This window comes from Aeromonas sp. 9A (assembly GCF_963900955.1).
GTDB classification, from domain to species: Bacteria; Pseudomonadota; Gammaproteobacteria; order Enterobacterales; family Aeromonadaceae; genus Aeromonas; species Aeromonas salmonicida.
Genome location: NZ_CAWRFG010000001.1, coordinates 3,592,591 through 3,607,775 on the forward strand (window position 1 = coordinate 3,592,591; position 15,185 = coordinate 3,607,775).

Here is a 15,185-nt window from a genome sequence, read left to right on the forward strand (position 1 = left end):
AAAACAGGCTCACCGAGGTGAGCCTGTTTTATTTCAATACAATTTACGCCACGGCGGTGACAACCGTCACGACATCAGAAGTAGATCCGAGTGACGGATTCAATGACACAGCCGGGACGACGAATGCCCTCAATCTCGACCTTGATCTCCTTGAGCAGCTCAAGACCGCCTTTTATCGGTGTCACCCTCAGCAGCTTGGTACGTGCGCGGATGTTGCTGTCCACCTTGATTGGATACGGAAAACGCACCTGATCCAGACCAAAGTTCACCACCATGCGGGCAGCCGGATACTCGGGTGTCGCTTCATTGATACTGCCCGTCAGACGTGGCAACAGTGCCAGGGTCAGAAACCCGTGGGCTATGGTGGTCTTGAACGGTGACTCGGCAGCAGCACGCTCCGGGTTTGTGTGGATCCACTGGTTGTCGCCGGTCACGGCGGCAAACTCATTGATCATCTGCTGACTGACCAGCAACCACTCTCCCACATGGGTCTCTTCACCAATGCTCGGCTGCAGAGCAGCAAACAGGGCAGCCGCCTCACCACTCAGTTCAACCGCAGTCTCGTCAGTCTGCACTGGCTGACCATTGGCGGTCTGCACTTGCCGTACTGACTGGCTGTCAGCTTGCAGGTCCAGCACACGACCCAACAGAGGGTGGAGGTGTGCCTTTTGCTGAAACTCACGCCAGTAGTCACGGATCGCCGGAGAGAGCCAATCCTTGAGCTCAAAGGGGTGCTGCGCCAGGATTTCGCGCTTGCGCTTCAGAAAATCGACAACCTTCATCTACCGATCCCTATTCAATTCAAAGCCTGTAAAGAGGTCTAACCAGTCCTATTTTATGAAAGTTTCAACTGCAAGTGCAAAAAAATCTCAGCGTACAGCTGTACCAAGCAAAGAAGTGGTCACTAACACAAGTACGGCAAGCCTGATGGAACAAGGAGGAAAACGATTATCATGGCAGGTGCTTGCCACCGTGAGTACAGATATCGAAAGAGGGGGATACCGACAGGAGGCAGCCCCTCCCCCCGTCAAACATCGCCACGAGGCGCGGGTTGCCACCATTGCCCACAGGCGACCTCATCCAGGAAAGACCAGGCGAGGATCCGGCTCACCTTGTTGCCTTGCGCCATGTCGATCACCCGCACCTGACGGGCCCCGACCTGGGCCAGTGCCTTCTTCGCCGCCGGCAGGTTCTCCTTCTTCGACACCAGCGAGCTGAACCAGAGGCACTGGGCAGCAAACTCCTTGCTCTGGACGATCATGGTGGCAAGAAACCCGGCTTCTCCCCCTTCACACCAGAGCTCGGCCTTCTGGCCGCCGAAATTGAGCACTGGCTGCCCCTGCACGGTTTTACCAAGATTGCGCAGCTTGCGCTCACTGCCCTTGCTGGCCTCATCGAGCGATCCATGGAACGGCGGGTTGCACAGGGTCAGGGTGAAGCGCTCCTGCGGGCTTATGATGCCGCGAAAGACGTGTTTGGCATTGCCCTGATGGCGGCACTCTATCTGCCCGCCCAGACCGTTGCTTTTGGCCAGCAGAGCCGCCGCCTTGACGGACACGGGGTCGATATCGGACCCAACAAAACGCCAGCCATACTCGCGAGCTCCCAGCAGCGGGTAGATGCAGTTCGCCCCCACCCCTATATCCAGTACCCGCACGCCCTTGCCGGTCGGGACGCAGCCCGCACTCTCGGCGAGCAGATCCGCCACCCGGTGCAGATAATCCACCCGTCCTGGAATGGGCGGGCAGAGATAACCCGCCGGCAGATCCCAGTGCGCAATACCGTAGTGCAGTACCAGCAAGGCCTTGTTCAGCGCCTTGACGGCGGCAGGATCGGCAAAATCCAGGGTCTGGGTACCGTGCTCGTTGACGAATACCAAGGGCCGCAACTCGGGGGTACGCTGACAAAGCGCATCGAAATCATAGGGAGCCTGATGGCGATTGCGTGGGTGCAATCCGGATTTGCGATCGGAGTGGGTCTTCATGCTGGGCCTGCCGAGGGAAAACGGGCCCACACTATAGTGATTTGGCCCCAGAAAGTCTAAATAGCAGCCACAAAAAACCGGGCTTCAGGGCCCGGTTCAAGTGAGGTTGGAAAAACAGTCCGTACTGCGAGCCGTTTGTCCAGCCTGACTCAGATATCGATCCGACGTGCTTGCCAGAATCTACTGCGCCAGTAGGAATTGTCCAGCTTGGAGCGCGTCACACCAGCACGGGTAGAGGCATGGATGAATTCACCATTGCCCACATAGATGCCCACATGATTGAGACGACGATTGATCTTGAAGAAAACCAGATCACCTTCGACCAGGTCTTGTTTGGAAACGCGAGTGCCTTCATGGACTTGGGAGCGGGTATCACGGGGTAATTCGATGCCGACGGCATTGCGGAACACTTCACGGGCAAAAGCGGAACAATCTATGCCGCGTTCACTGGTACCGCCAAAGCGATAAGGGGTACCGCGCCACTCTTGGAACACTGTCAGGATTTCATTCACATCTGGGGTTTGCGAAGCTTCCGGTTCAATCACGGGTTCCATCATGGAAACTTCAATCTTGCTCGCAACCTCGGGCTGGGGTGCAGATGCACAACCCACCATTCCGAGCGCGACCAGTAGTAGTATCAGGTGGCGCAATCCTTTATCCCCGCAATGAGTAAAACTTGTTAAAATACGGCCCGGAAGGGCAATTTATAAGGCAACAGCACCCGACTATATCCAAGAATTCTATCGAGGCAAGCGAAAATCCCTATCGACATCACATTTTCGCAAGGAAATGCATTATTTTTCATAATTAATGTGATCATGGCCAAACAATATACAATCTCGAAAGCGCCCGTGCAGACTCGATCAAACTGACTTTTATCGCTGTTTCAGTCCTCTTTTAAAGTGAAAAATCATGATCTCTGTGGATCTCTATTTGTTAAAACCCGCCCGGGTCAGCGCCGCTCAGTTGGCCCTGCTGCCAGAAACGCTTTCACCAACAGAACGGCAACAGTGGCAGGAGATCCAGCATCCGGATCGGCGCCAGGAATTTCTGGTCAGTCGGTCACTGCTAAGGTGCTTGCTGGCCGCTCGCCTTCAATGCCAGGCCAGCGAACTGCTTTTTTGTACCCATCTCCACGGCAAGCCGGCGCTGAGTGACCCGCGCTGGCAGTTCAACCAGAGCCACAGCGGCGACTGGCTGGTGATCGCACTGTGTGCCACTGGACCGCTCGGGGTAGACATAGAGATGGGCAGGCGCCGCCGGCAGACGTTGCCACTGGCCAGACGCTTCTATGCCACCAGCGAGTATGAATGGCTCGCCGCCCTGCCGGCAGAAGAGCAGGACAGCGCCTTCTATCGGCTCTGGTCACGCAAGGAGGCGGTACTGAAGGCCCATGGCGGCGGCATTGCCGCGGGGCTCGACAAGGTTTGCTTTGTGCCGCAAGAGGGATGGCGCCTTGATAACCGGCTCGATGAGCACGAATACCGGGTGCAGGATTGGCCTATTGGCAGCGGCTGGCTCAGCCTCGCCGCCCCGACCCTGGCCGTCAACGGTTACCTGCTGGATGAAAACTTGAAATCCACCGCTATCAACCCCATGTTAACTCACACCATTTTCCAAGAGTCAGCCTCATGATCGTCGACATCAATCCCCAGAATTTTCAAGCCGCACTGATCGATGCTTCCATGAAAAAGCCGGTCGTCATCTATTTTCACGCACCCCAGATGCCGGAATGTCAGGGCATGACCCCGCTGGTGGAGTCACTGGTTGGCCCGGACAACCCCCAGGTAACCCTGGCCAAGGTCGACATGAACGATCCGCAGTTGCAGCCATTGGCCAGCCAGCTCGGCCTGCGTGCCCTGCCCGCTCTGGTACTGTTCCATCAGGGGCGCCCGGATGAACAAGCCATTCTGGAAGGGCCGCAGGATGAAGCTACCTTGCGCCACTACTTTGCCGCCTTCGCTCCCAAGGAAGAGGAACTGCTGTTCGAGAAGGGACAGCAGGCACTGGCAGACGGTCAGGCAGATGTGGCCTATGCCCATCTCACCAAGGCCCACCAGCTGGCGCCGGATCGCCACGACATCAGCCTGTGGCTCATTCAGGCGGCGCTGGATATCAATCTGCTGGATGAAGCCCAGGAGCGGCTCGGCAAGATCCCCATGGCTGCGCAGGATGACCACTACCAGACCCTCAGCTCTCGTCTGGCGCTGGCGCTGCAAGCCGCAGACAGCCCTGAGCTGCGTGCGCTGGAGGCCCGTTACGAACAGGAGCCGGACAATTTCGCCCTGACCCAGGAGCTGGCGGTGCAATACAGCCAGGCGGGCCGTCAGGAGGAAGCACTGGTGCTACTGTTCACCATTCTCAAACGCGATCTGGCCTTTGGCGATGCTAAGAAGACCTATCTGGACATTCTGACCACCATGGGTGCCCATCCGGCCGCGCAGAGTTACCGTCGCAAGCTATACAGCCTGCTCTACTGAGTAATGAAGGGATAAAAAGTGAGGGTGATGCCGAGAGATCGGCATTGCTCTGACAAGGCGAGAGCATATGGAAGAAAAGCGGGGAATTGACGAATTTCAGGCAAAAAAAATGGCGCATGAATGCGCCATTTTTTCGCATGGATTACTTCTTGTAGGAAGTAGCCATGTTGTCGATGCGCTGGTTAGCACGCATAGCTTCTTGCTTGGCTTCTGCAACATCAGCAGCAATCTTGGATTGATCAGCACGAACTGCGCTAACATCTTGAGCCAGTTGGTCAACTTTGTTAGACAGATTCTGAACGGAGGTTTCCAGTTCGCTGGTGTTTGCACAACCGCCCAGCAGAGCGGACAGACCAACAACACCTACCAACAACAATTTTTTCATTTTTAAAAGCTCCCTTTAACTCGCCAGACGTTTAGCAAGCGGCGTGATTATGGCACAAAAGAATCATACTTTGGATAGGCCTCATCACAGATAAATGCATTAAAACCCTCATTTTTTTTTAGCCGCACACTTTATGTGCAAACTTTAAGCAAAAACGAGTGCCTCTGGATGAGGTTCGCACAGAGCGTAACCAAATTTTGTACTTATTACAATTTCGTATGAGGCTCAGGCAGAACGTTCTGACAGCAATTGACGATACTGCACCAGGTCTTCGATGGTCAGTACCGGCATCTGATGCAGGCGGCCGAAGGCAACCAGGTCTGGCAGGCGAGCCATGGAGCCATCTTCTTTGGTCAGCTCACATAAAACCCCGAACGGTTTGAGGCCGGCAAGCTGCATCAGATCGACTGTGGCTTCGGTATGGCCGCGGCGCGTCAGCACACCACCGGTACGTGCCCGCAACGGGAAGACATGGCCTGGGCGATGCAGGTCGGACGGTTTGGCACCATCGGCGATGGCCGCGCGAATAGTCGTGATGCGATCGGCCGCTGAAACCCCCGTGGTAACCCCTTGCGCCGCCTCTATGGTGACGGTGAAAGCGGTCTGATAGTGGCTGGAGTTTGCCTCCACCATCATGGGCAACGCCAGCTGGCGAACGCGCTCATCGGTCAGACAGAGGCAAACGATGCCGGAACACTCGCGGATCATCATGGCCATCTGTTCATTGGTCATGGTTTGTGCGGCGAAAATGAGATCCCCTTCGTTCTCCCGATCTTCATCGTCGGCTACCAAAACGCCGCGACCGGCGCGCAAGGCCGCGAGCGCCGCTTCGACGCGCGCAAGGGGATCACCAAATTCACTGAGTAGAGACTGATTCATGGTAAGACTCCTAAATAAGACAAGGACCAGAATCAGGGCATGGAAAGGCAGACAGAGATAGGTATGCAGCGGCCGGCCCAACGGGGGCATGCCTGCAATATCTGTCTTATCCTCTTTCATCCGGACTATGACCGTCGGCTCCGGCATCTCACCGGATCTGCTGACCCCGACTCAGGTGTGACACCAAAGTCGGGCGCTCGCGGGCTCCCCGAGTCAGATCGGGATACCGCCGGTGGGGAATTGCACCCCGCCCTGAGAATAAGCGCAGACAGCCTAAAGAAAAAAAACGCAGGATACCAGCCCAAAACCCATCAAAGATGAATACGGAAACGACCAGCGCCCGCAGACAACGACTTGACCCAAGGACGCACGGCGCGCTGTCCTTTCTGATTTTGTTTATGGCATAGTGCCTGAAAAAACGCGCTGCCTGCGCAGACTCAGGCGCCAATACCACAAACGGAATCATGACAGAGATGGAAAAGAAAATACTGCTGACGGACTGTCCGGACGCCAAGGGCCTCATCGCCAAGATCACCAACATCTGCTACAAGCACCAGCTCAACATCAACAAGAACGACGAGTTCGTGGATCATGAAAACGGCCGTTTCTTCATGCGCACCGAGCTGGAGGGGCGTTTCAACGACGAGACCCTGCTGGCGGATCTGGATGATGCCCTGCCCGCCGGCGCCCAGCGCCGCCTGGTCAAGGCGGGCAAGAAGCGCATCGTCATCCTGGTGACCAAGGAGACCCACTGCCTCGGCGACATATTGATGAAGAACTATGCCGGTGCGCTGGACATGGACATAGTGGCGGTGATCGGCAACTACGATACGCTCGCAGAATTGACGGGCAAGTTCGACATTCCGTTCCACACCGTCAGCCATGAGGACCTGAGCCGCACCGAACACGAGGAGCAGGTACGTGCCATCATAGACGGCTACCAGCCCGACTATGTGATCCTGGCCAAGTACATGCGAGTGCTGACCCCGAGCTTCGTCGAAGCCTATCCGCGCAAGATCCTCAATATCCACCACTCCTTCCTGCCGGCCTTCATCGGTGCCCGTCCCTACCGTCAGGCCTTCGATCGCGGGGTCAAGCTGATTGGCGCCACCGCCCACTTCGTCACCGACGATCTGGATGAGGGTCCCATCGTCGAGCAGGACGTGATCCATGTCGGTCACGCCTTCAGTGCCGATGACATGGCCAAAGCCGGTCGTGACGTGGAGAAATCCGTGCTGAGCCGCGCGCTGGAGCTGGTGCTCAACGAACGGGTGTTCGTCTACGGCAACAAGACGGTGGTGTTCAAGTAACCCACCTGTCGCACCACGCCAGAAACAACAAAGGCTCCCTCGGGAGCCTTTGTTGTTTCTGCCACCGACTTACAGCGGCAGGCCATTGATGGTCATGGCACCCTTGTCGAGCTTCAGCTCGGCGGTCAGCCGGGCCTTGTCCGCCTTGAGATAGCCCATGGCAGCGAACTGTTCCAGCATGGGGGCCAGCTGCGGCACCGCCTTGCCCAGTTTGTCACTGACATTGGCATGCATCAGGCCGGAGAGGGCATGCATTCCCTGTTCGCTATTGAACAGCTGTTCCAGAGAAGTCGATGCCAGCTTGACGTCCCCCTTCATGGAGACAGGCTCACCGTTGAGCTGGGCGCTCAAGTCCACCAGCTCCAGGGTCGCACCGCGCTTGAGCAGCTTGTCCAGGGCTTGCTGGATGGCTTCATCTTCCACCCCTTGCCCGCTGGAGGCTTGCAGTGCCTGATAACCTTCCAGATCCAGTCCTTTCAGATTCAGGGCCAGCTTGCTCTGGGTCAGCGCCAGATTATCGGTCTCGTTCTCCAGATTGAGAGTCTCCACCTTCATCTGATAGCTGCTGGAGAGGGTCTGGGCATCATCGCCTTCCAGTTGGGTTTCCGTGGTCAGCCCCTGCAGTGACACCTTGACGCTGTCTGGCAGCTGCACCGACAGCGCAGAGAGGGTCATGTCGCTACGGGGAGAGAGCCAGATACCGCTGATCTCGGCCATATCGGCGCTGCCCTTGAGCTCGGCCAGCACCATGTCCATCTTGCTTTGCTCTTCATGCAGTGTCATGCCCTGCCAGTGGAAGGTGACGTGACCGTTGCCATCCATATCGCCGCGGTAGTCGCCCGTCATCGGCAGGAAACTGAACTCGTCGAGCCCCTGCTTGACCTTGAACTCGTTGGCCCAGAAGCGGCTGCTGTTGCTCATGGTCCAGAGGCTGCTGACCGACTCTATGCCAAACTGCCACTGCTCCAGCTTGAGAGCGCTGAACACAGTGGCCAGCGTTCCCTGCTTGGTGTCGAGCAGCATGTTGCTCTTGATATAGAGCGGCAGAATGCGACTGTTGACGATGAACTGCGCCTCGACCGGCTCGCTCCCTTCCAGCTGACCATCCAGGCTGGCCAGAGTTTGCGGTGTGACCACCACCTTCAAGATGCCGTCACGGGTGAACAGGTTGCTGGCGCCAGGCACCCAGCTCAGCTCGACGCCGCTCTCCTGCTTCACCTTGGCGATCTGCTCGTCCATGATGCGGTCAAACGTATTGCCCGTGTACCAGCAGGCACCCAGCCCACCCACTACCAAGGCCGCACACACGGCCAGCGTTACTCGCTTCTGCATTTTTATATGATTCTCCAAAGGCTCATTGCCGCACTCTACGGGGCGATATCGGGGCTAGGCAAGTCCAATTCAGCATCGACCGCAATTATGTAATGTCACAGCAAGGGACTGAACAGATAGAAGATGTTCTCCATTACCTTCTTGTACCTGGGGCGATCGCGCCACTTGGCCAGGGACATGGGTGTCGCCTCCGTCATATAACCCTGTACCAGATGGGTCATCTCGGCGACAAACAGCGGGTTGTCGATGAGCAGGGTCACCTCGAAGTTGAGCCAGAGGCTGCGTCTGTCCAGGTTTACCGTGCCCACCAGTGCAAAGTCGTCATCCACCAGCACGCTCTTGGTGTGGAGCAGTCCGGCATCGTAGCGATAGACTTCAACCCCGGCCTCCAGAAGTTCCTCCATGAAGGCATTGCAGGCATGGTTGGCCATGATGGAGTCATTGCGCGCGGGCAACACCAGTTGCACCTGCACCCCTCGCGCCGCCGCCGAGGAGAGCGCCGCCGCCAGGGGATCGTCCGGCACGAAATAGGGCGTGGTCAGCACCAGGTGGTGACGGGCCTGGTAGATGGCCAGCAACAGGCTCTGCTGGATGCAGTCACCGCCAACGAAGGGGCCGGACGGGATCAGCTGGGCCCGGTAGTTGCTCTGGGGCCAGGCTTCCGGATCATGCTGCAGGCTGTCGAGCAACCGCTCGCCGGTCTCCATCTCCCAATCCCAGACGAAGATGGACCACATCAGCGGCACCACGGGCCCCTGCACCCTGATCATGATATCGACCCACTGGCCTACCCCGGCGTTCTGCTTGAAGAAGCGGGGATCCACCATGTTCATGGAGCCGGTGTAACCCACCCTGTCATCGATCACCACCAGCTTGCGGTGCATGCGCAGATCCTGGCGCTGGAACGGGATGCGCCAGGCACCGACCGGCAGCACCTCCACCAGTTTGACCCCGGCCTTGCGCAGCTTTTTGGGCCAGTGCGAGCGGAAAAACGTCTTGCTGCCCATGGAATCGAGCAGCAGACGACAATCCACGCCGCGCGCCGCCACTTCCATCAAGGCGTCACACACATCGTCGGTATCACCGCCCGGGTGCCAGATGTAGTACTCCAGATAGCAGGACTGGGAGGATTGGCGGATGTCGCGCGCTATCTCGCGCAGTATCGATTCGGGTTGGCTCAGCAAGGTCATGCGGTTGCCGGAGAGCATGGGCATGGCCAGCCGCCCCTGGATCAGATCGTGCAATGGCTGGGCCTTGCTGCCCACCTCGCAGCAGTGCTGGGGAAAGAGCCTGGCCAGCTGCCGGATCCAGATAGCGTAGGGGCGGTACATAGCCTTGGCCCGTTCTGCGCGGCGGCGACCGAGCCGGATCTCGCCAAACAGCACATAGAAGCCGACCCCGGCAAACGGGATGGCATAGATGAGCGCCAGCCAGGCCAGCGAGACTCCGATGGGGCGCCGCTTCATCACCACCCGCAAAGAGATCCCTGTCACGATCACGGTATGAAATAGCAGCAGCAGCCAACCAAGAAACTGGGAAAACAGCAGCTGGATGTCGTACTCCAAACCGTTGATCAAGAGGACTCCTTTTACATATCAGGGTAAATGCGGTGGGCAGACCCCACGAGGCCGGGATGGTATGCTGTGAAACACATCCATTCTATCAGGTCGTTAGCATGATCCTGCAATCTATGCTGCTCAGTCTGGCCATGCTAGGTCAAGGCTCATATGACATCAATGAGCAACAGATAAATCAGTACCTGCAATCCCAGGTACAAGTGAACAAACAGCTGGAATTACCCGGCATCATCAAGGCCCACGTGCAGCTCGAGCAGAGCGACGTCCAGATCGGGCGTCAGAGCCCGGATACCGCCCGTGTCTATGGCAAGGGAAAACTGAGGATCGCCCTGCCGGACCAGACCGAATACGATGCGCGTCTGAACATGACCTACGAGGCCAGACCACGCTATGACAAGGCTCAGAGCGCCCTCTTCCTCGACAACATCAAGTTGATTGAATACAAGCTGGAACCGGAAGCGGCGCAGCAGAAGTTCGGCTTCATGCTGGGCATGCTGTTGCAAAGCATGGAGAAACGGCTGGAGACCCAGCCCGTCTATCGGCTGAACGACAAGGACCCGAACCAGGCCTGGCTGAAAGAGAATCTGCTGGGGCTTGAGCTGTCACCGGGCAAGATCCACCTGCTGACCAAGCCGCAGTGAGTCGTCAGTTGTAGACGGGAGTGTTGGCCTGACGCACCAGCAGCTCGATCTGGTAACCCTGTTCGCGCTGCTGGTCATAGAGAGAAAAGAGGGGGCCATCGAGCTCATGCAGGGGCAGGTCAGCAAAACCGGCCTTGAGGTAAAACGGCTTCTCGAATGGCAATGCCTGACACACCACGGGCTTGTCCACCAGATCACTGCAGGCATGTTGCAGCAAACGGGAGCCCAGCCCCAGTGACTGATAGTGGGGCAGCAACCGAAAACCGCACAGGTGGTAGTAATCCTGCTCGTCGCGCAGGCGTACGGCGCCCACCAGCCAGTTCGCATCGCGCACCACAAAGATACGCTCAGCCAAATCCGGCACGTAATGGGAGAAAGTCGTTTCGTAGTAATCCCTGATCAGGGAAAGATCCGCATCACAGTACTCTTCGAACGTGAGTTCCATCGCCCGCTTGCTTATCACACCCGTTCCATCCTTGGCCGCCCGGCCAGTCTTCAAATGTCAGTGGCTGCCCGGAAAGAGATCCGACCAGACAAGTCAGCAAGATATCACGCCTTTTAGTAACAAAAAAGCCAGTAACCGCGCCTGTTTGTACACTTTTTAACACACTGCTGACCGCATAAATCACAGGCAATGCTACCACGGTATCCCAATGTGGGCACGGCTTGCTCGCGGCGATTAATTTTACGGCAAGGGACTATTTAATCGAACGTAAACCTATGATTTAAAATATCAAAATTACTTCGTAAACATTTGTTAACAAGCCAGATGAATTACCCCCAGCCATAAAAGGCCTCAATCGAATAGCAATCTTGGTGTTTCACCCTATGGTGAAGCCTTGGCATAGCATAGCGCTGTCGTTGCCTGAGTGGGACAACCCCCACGCTGTCACCTCACCACTTTGCCAAGGAGATACCATGTTCAAACCCATCCCTTCCCTGCTGATGCTGGCACTGCTGCCCACCGCCAGCTGGGCCGGCGACATCCATATCCCGATTGCTCCCTACCACTTCACCCAGCAGCAGCTCAACGCCACCGGCGGCGCCACTGTGCCACTGGACGAGGCCCACTTCGTGTTTGGCGAGGCAGCCATGGCGTTCGATCTGCACGATTTTTTGCTGCAACAGGCGCCTCACCTACTGCCCAAGGAGGAGGTGATCCTGCACTGGAGCGGCATTACCAGCCTCAACCCCCAGCTGCTGCTGGCCCTGATGGAGGCAAGCAGCCAGCTCATCTCGGCCCCCTCGGATCCAGCCATGGCGGCTCCCTTCGCCAAGCTGGTCAAGGCCCGGGGATTCGATAACCAGCTCGAACAGATGGCTCGCCAGCTCTCCGAGCGCTTCTACCAGGCCAAAGCCCAATTGCGACTGAGCCAGCGCAGCGTCCCTGCCCTACCCCCGCTGGCGGCACACCAGGCCGCCCTGGGCAGTCTGCTCACTCCCCACGACCAGCAGCAGTTGAGCGAACAGTGGCAAACCCTGTTTGGCAAGGAGGCCATGACGTCACCCAAGGCCCCTGCTGCGCTTCCCTCGGCCCGGCTGGCCGGTGGCCAGTTCCAGCTGCCCTGGCGCCAGGGCTACAGCTGGAAGGTGAACGGCGCCCACTCCCATACCGGTTCGGGCTACCCCTACTCCTCCATCGACGTCTCCTACGACTGGCCGGGCTGGGGCGGAGCCACCTACACTGTCACCGCCGCCAACAGCGGCACAGTCACCGTCTTCTCCCGCTGCCAGGTGCGGATCACGGCCCCCAACGGCTGGGCCACCAACTACTACCACATGAGCGGCATCTCGGTGCGCAGCGGCGACTACGTGGCCGCCGACACCCCCATAGGCACCTACGCCAGCAATCGCAACGAGGCCCTGTGCGAGGGCGGTTCCTCCACCGGCCCGCACCTGCACTTCTCCCTGCTCTACAACGGCGTGTTCCAGTCCCTGCAGGGACAGCGTCTGAGCAGCTATGCCGTCAACGTCGGCGCCAGCAACTACGACGACAACTGCAACCGCTTCTGGCTGCAAAACAGCCGCAACGGCCAGCGCTTCTGTGCCTGGCAGCCACTCTATAACAACGGCCTCGACTGAGTTGCCGGCCAACCGCTGCAGTGATGGGAAAGTCAGTAATGACGTGGCCAGGCGGTTTTATGCAAGCCGTCACAGATCCGCACAGTCTGCTTTGAAAACGCTCACAAAACAGTCAAAAGGAGATTGCCGGCCCGAAGGGCCGGTGTGAGGCTCTGGGTGCCCACATGGGCACCCAAACAAGGACAGACAATAATGAAAAAAACAGCGGGAATCTGGGTGATCACAGGCATGCTGATCGCCCCTCTGGCACACGCCGACGTCATACTGCACGCCTTCAACTGGCAATACAGTGAAGTCACCGCCAAGGCCGATCTCATCAAGGCCGCCGGCTACAAGCAGGTGCTCATCTCGCCGCCCCTCAAATCATCGGGCAACGAGTGGTGGGCACGCTATCAACCGCAGGATCTGCGCCTCATCGATACCCCCCTTGGCAACAAGCAGGATCTCGAGCAGCTGATCGCCGCCATGCAGGCACGAGGCATAGCAGTCTATGCCGATATTGTGCTCAACCACATGGCCAACGAGAGCTGGAAGCGCCAGGACCTCAACTACCCCGGCAGCGAGCTGCTCGGCCAGTATGCGGCCAACTCCGCCTACTTCGAGCGCCAGAAGCTGTTCGGCGATCTCGGCCAGAACTTGCTGGCCGGATCGGATTTTCACCCCGAAGGCTGCATCACCGACTGGAGCGATCCGGGCCACGTCCAGTACTGGCGCCTGTGTGGCGGTGCCGGTGACAAGGGGCTGCCGGATCTTGATCCCAACAACTGGGTAGTGAGCCAGCAGCAGGCCTATCTCAAGGCGCTCAAGGGGATGGGGATCAAGGGCTTTCGGGTCGATGCGGTCAAGCACATGAGCGATTACCAGATCAATGCCGTGTTCACCCCAGAGATAAAACAGGGCATGCACGTCTTTGGCGAGGTGATCACCACGGGGGGCGCCGGCAGCACGGATTACGAGCGCTTCCTCAAACCCTATCTCGACAACAGTGGTCAGGGAGCCTATGACTTTCCGCTGTTTGCCTCTCTGCGCGGGGCGCTCGGTTATGGCGGCAGCATGAGCTTGCTGGCCGACCCCGGTGCCTACGGTCAGGCCCTGCCGGGCAGCCGCGCCGTCACCTTTGCCATCACCCACGACATTCCCACCAACGATGGCTTTCGCTACCAGATCCTGAACCAGACCGACGAGAAACTGGCCTATGCCTACCTGCTCGGTCGCGATGGTGGCTCGCCGCTGGTCTACTCCGATCACGGCGAGACCCAGGCCAAGGATGGGCTGCGCTGGCAGGATTATTACCAGCGCGCGGATCTCAAAGGCATGATCCGCTTCCATAACGCGCTGCAGGGCCAGCCCATGCAACTGGTCGGCAGCGGCGACTGCTTCGTGCTGTTCAAACGTGGCAAGCAGGGGCTGGTAGGTGTCAACAAGTGCGAGTACGAGCAGGAGTACTGGCTCGATACCGCCAAATTCGAGATGAACTGGTATCGCAATTACCGGGATGTGCTCGATCAAAATGCCGTCATCAATGTGCAGAGTCAGTGGGTACGGGTCGCCATTCCCGCCCGCAGCGCCCGGCTCTGGCTGCAAGAATAAGGAGTATCACTCTGCCAGGGGCCGCCACTGCGCGGCCCCGCTTGTTTACTCTGCCTATTTCAACCCGGCGCTCATCGGCAGCTTGTTCTGCCACCATCAGGATGCTTTACTCAACAAGGCCAATCAGGCTGAAGGAGCAAGCCGTTGAAAGCATGGATGTTGATGGGGCTGATCCCGCTGTTTTCCCCGCCAGGCTGGAGCCGGACGCCACCGCCGGCGGAGGTGGTGATCCTGACCGCCGAGACCCAGGCTCCCATTCACATTCCCAAGGTGGCGCCTGCCCCCGGCGTGTCACCCTCCCCTGTTTCTGCACCTGCCCCAGCGCCTGCAAAAATCACGCAGCCATCCGGCACTCGCCAGATCCAGGTCTACAAATCGGTGCAAAAAAATGGCGTGGTGCGCTATTCCGACATGATGCCGGATCAGGGTCACTATGAGTTGCTGCTGTTCAACGACTGCTACGCCTGCAACCCGGCCTCAAAGGTCAACTGGCACACCACGGGTCTCTTTCTCTATGACTATGCCAGCACCATACAGGCGGCGGCCAAGGCCTATCAGGTGGAGCCCGCACTCATACGGGCGCTGATCCACGCAGAGTCGGCCTTCAACCCGCAAGCCATCTCCCGCAAGGGGGCCATGGGATTGACCCAGCTGATGCCCGCTACGGCCCGTGAGCTGGGGGTCGGTGATGCCCTGATGGCGGAGCAGAATATCTTTGGCGGGGTGAAATACCTGGCAGGTCTGCTCAAGCAATATGGCGGCAACATAGCGCTGGCGACCGCCGCCTACAACGCCGGGGCCGGTGCGGTACAAAAGCATGGGGGGATTCCCCCTTACGCCGAGACGCGCGCTTATGTGGAACGGGTGCAACTGCTGCACCTGCGCTACAAGGAGATGCTGAGCGCTCGGGGTCTTTGAATGCCTC

15 protein-coding genes and 1 riboswitch are annotated in these 15,185 nt (G+C 58.2%); of the genes, 7 read left to right on the forward strand and 8 right to left on the reverse strand.

Translation table 11 applies throughout. The features are described from left to right. Nucleotides 1-74: 74 nt before the first annotated feature. From AACX78_RS16575 to AACX78_RS16585, 3 genes are all read right to left on the reverse strand, one after another. Nucleotides 75-782: a MaoC family dehydratase gene (locus AACX78_RS16575; RefSeq protein ID WP_159166849.1), complete on the reverse strand. Its 708-nt coding sequence runs from the start codon at nucleotides 780-782 to the stop codon at nucleotides 75-77. 245 nt (nucleotides 783-1,027) lie between these two features. Next, nucleotides 1,028-1,984, reverse strand: coding sequence for a 23S rRNA (adenine(1618)-N(6))-methyltransferase RlmF (gene rlmF / locus AACX78_RS16580; RefSeq protein ID WP_159166850.1), 957 nt, complete (start codon nucleotides 1,982-1,984; stop codon nucleotides 1,028-1,030). Nucleotides 1,985-2,133: 149 nt separating this feature from the next. Then, nucleotides 2,134-2,598 (reverse strand): C40 family peptidase, encoded by a 465-nt coding sequence (locus AACX78_RS16585; protein ID WP_059113016.1) that lies wholly within the window; start codon nucleotides 2,596-2,598, stop codon nucleotides 2,134-2,136. Between the two features lie 298 nt (nucleotides 2,599-2,896). On the opposite strand from AACX78_RS16585, the gene AACX78_RS16590 reads away from it, so the two are divergent. Continuing rightward, nucleotides 2,897-3,619: a 4'-phosphopantetheinyl transferase family protein gene (locus AACX78_RS16590; RefSeq protein ID WP_159166851.1), complete on the forward strand. Its 723-nt coding sequence runs from the start codon at nucleotides 2,897-2,899 to the stop codon at nucleotides 3,617-3,619. After that, on the forward strand, nucleotides 3,616-4,464 hold the full coding sequence (locus AACX78_RS16595; protein WP_159166852.1) for a tetratricopeptide repeat protein: 849 nt from the start codon (nucleotides 3,616-3,618) through the stop codon (nucleotides 4,462-4,464). The genes AACX78_RS16590 and AACX78_RS16595 overlap by 4 nt, the downstream gene beginning before the upstream one ends. 142 nt (nucleotides 4,465-4,606) lie before the next feature. Here the strand turns inward: AACX78_RS16595 and AACX78_RS16600 are convergent, their stop codons facing one another. Together AACX78_RS16600 and ribB are read right to left on the reverse strand one after the other, a co-directional pair. After that, nucleotides 4,607-4,849, reverse strand: coding sequence for an Lpp/OprI family alanine-zipper lipoprotein (locus AACX78_RS16600; RefSeq protein WP_005334342.1), 243 nt, complete (start codon nucleotides 4,847-4,849; stop codon nucleotides 4,607-4,609). Nucleotides 4,850-5,074: 225 nt separating this feature from the next. After that, entirely contained in the window at nucleotides 5,075-5,728 is a 654-nt protein-coding gene (ribB, locus tag AACX78_RS16605; RefSeq protein WP_005316761.1) for a 3,4-dihydroxy-2-butanone-4-phosphate synthase, read from the reverse strand. 104 nt (nucleotides 5,729-5,832) lie between these two features. Beyond that, nucleotides 5,833-5,992: riboswitch (FMN riboswitch) on the reverse strand. A 209-nt stretch (nucleotides 5,993-6,201) separates the two neighbouring features. On the opposite strand from ribB, the gene purU reads away from it, so the two are divergent. Next, nucleotides 6,202-7,038 carry a formyltetrahydrofolate deformylase gene (gene purU / locus AACX78_RS16610; RefSeq protein WP_059113012.1) on the forward strand — a complete coding sequence of 279 codons (837 nt, stop codon included), beginning with the start codon at nucleotides 6,202-6,204 and terminating at the stop codon, nucleotides 7,036-7,038. A 69-nt stretch (nucleotides 7,039-7,107) separates the two neighbouring features. Here the strand turns inward: purU and AACX78_RS16615 are convergent, their stop codons facing one another. Both AACX78_RS16615 and cls read right to left on the reverse strand, forming a co-directional pair. Next, a complete protein-coding gene (locus AACX78_RS16615) occupies nucleotides 7,108-8,370 on the reverse strand; it encodes a DUF945 family protein (RefSeq protein ID WP_125607592.1) in 1,263 nt (420 codons plus the stop codon). Between the two features lie 95 nt (nucleotides 8,371-8,465). Then, the gene (gene cls / locus AACX78_RS16620; protein WP_159166853.1) at nucleotides 8,466-9,947 is read right to left on the reverse strand and encodes a cardiolipin synthase; all 1,482 of its coding nucleotides are present in this window, start codon (nucleotides 9,945-9,947) and stop codon (nucleotides 8,466-8,468) included. Between the two features lie 98 nt (nucleotides 9,948-10,045). On the opposite strand from cls, the gene AACX78_RS16625 reads away from it, so the two are divergent. Continuing rightward, the gene (locus AACX78_RS16625; protein ID WP_005316771.1) at nucleotides 10,046-10,588 is read left to right on the forward strand and encodes a DUF1439 domain-containing protein; all 543 of its coding nucleotides are present in this window, start codon (nucleotides 10,046-10,048) and stop codon (nucleotides 10,586-10,588) included. A 4-nt stretch (nucleotides 10,589-10,592) separates the two neighbouring features. Here the strand turns inward: AACX78_RS16625 and AACX78_RS16630 are convergent, their stop codons facing one another. Further along, entirely contained in the window at nucleotides 10,593-11,033 is a 441-nt protein-coding gene (locus AACX78_RS16630) for a GNAT family N-acetyltransferase (protein WP_159166855.1), read from the reverse strand. A gap of 473 nt (nucleotides 11,034-11,506) precedes the next feature. Between AACX78_RS16630 and AACX78_RS16635 the strand changes: the two genes are divergently transcribed. From AACX78_RS16635 to AACX78_RS16645, 3 genes are all read left to right on the forward strand, one after another. After that, nucleotides 11,507-12,670 (forward strand): M23 family metallopeptidase, encoded by a 1,164-nt coding sequence (locus AACX78_RS16635; protein ID WP_159166856.1) that lies wholly within the window; start codon nucleotides 11,507-11,509, stop codon nucleotides 12,668-12,670. A gap of 192 nt (nucleotides 12,671-12,862) precedes the next feature. Continuing rightward, the gene (locus AACX78_RS16640) at nucleotides 12,863-14,260 is read left to right on the forward strand and encodes an alpha-amylase family protein (protein WP_236556350.1); all 1,398 of its coding nucleotides are present in this window, start codon (nucleotides 12,863-12,865) and stop codon (nucleotides 14,258-14,260) included. A 156-nt stretch (nucleotides 14,261-14,416) separates the two neighbouring features. Next, complete coding sequence (locus AACX78_RS16645) at nucleotides 14,417-15,178, forward strand: lytic transglycosylase domain-containing protein (RefSeq protein ID WP_201302956.1); 762 nt, start codon at nucleotides 14,417-14,419, stop codon at nucleotides 15,176-15,178. Nucleotides 15,179-15,185 lie beyond the last annotated feature (7 nt).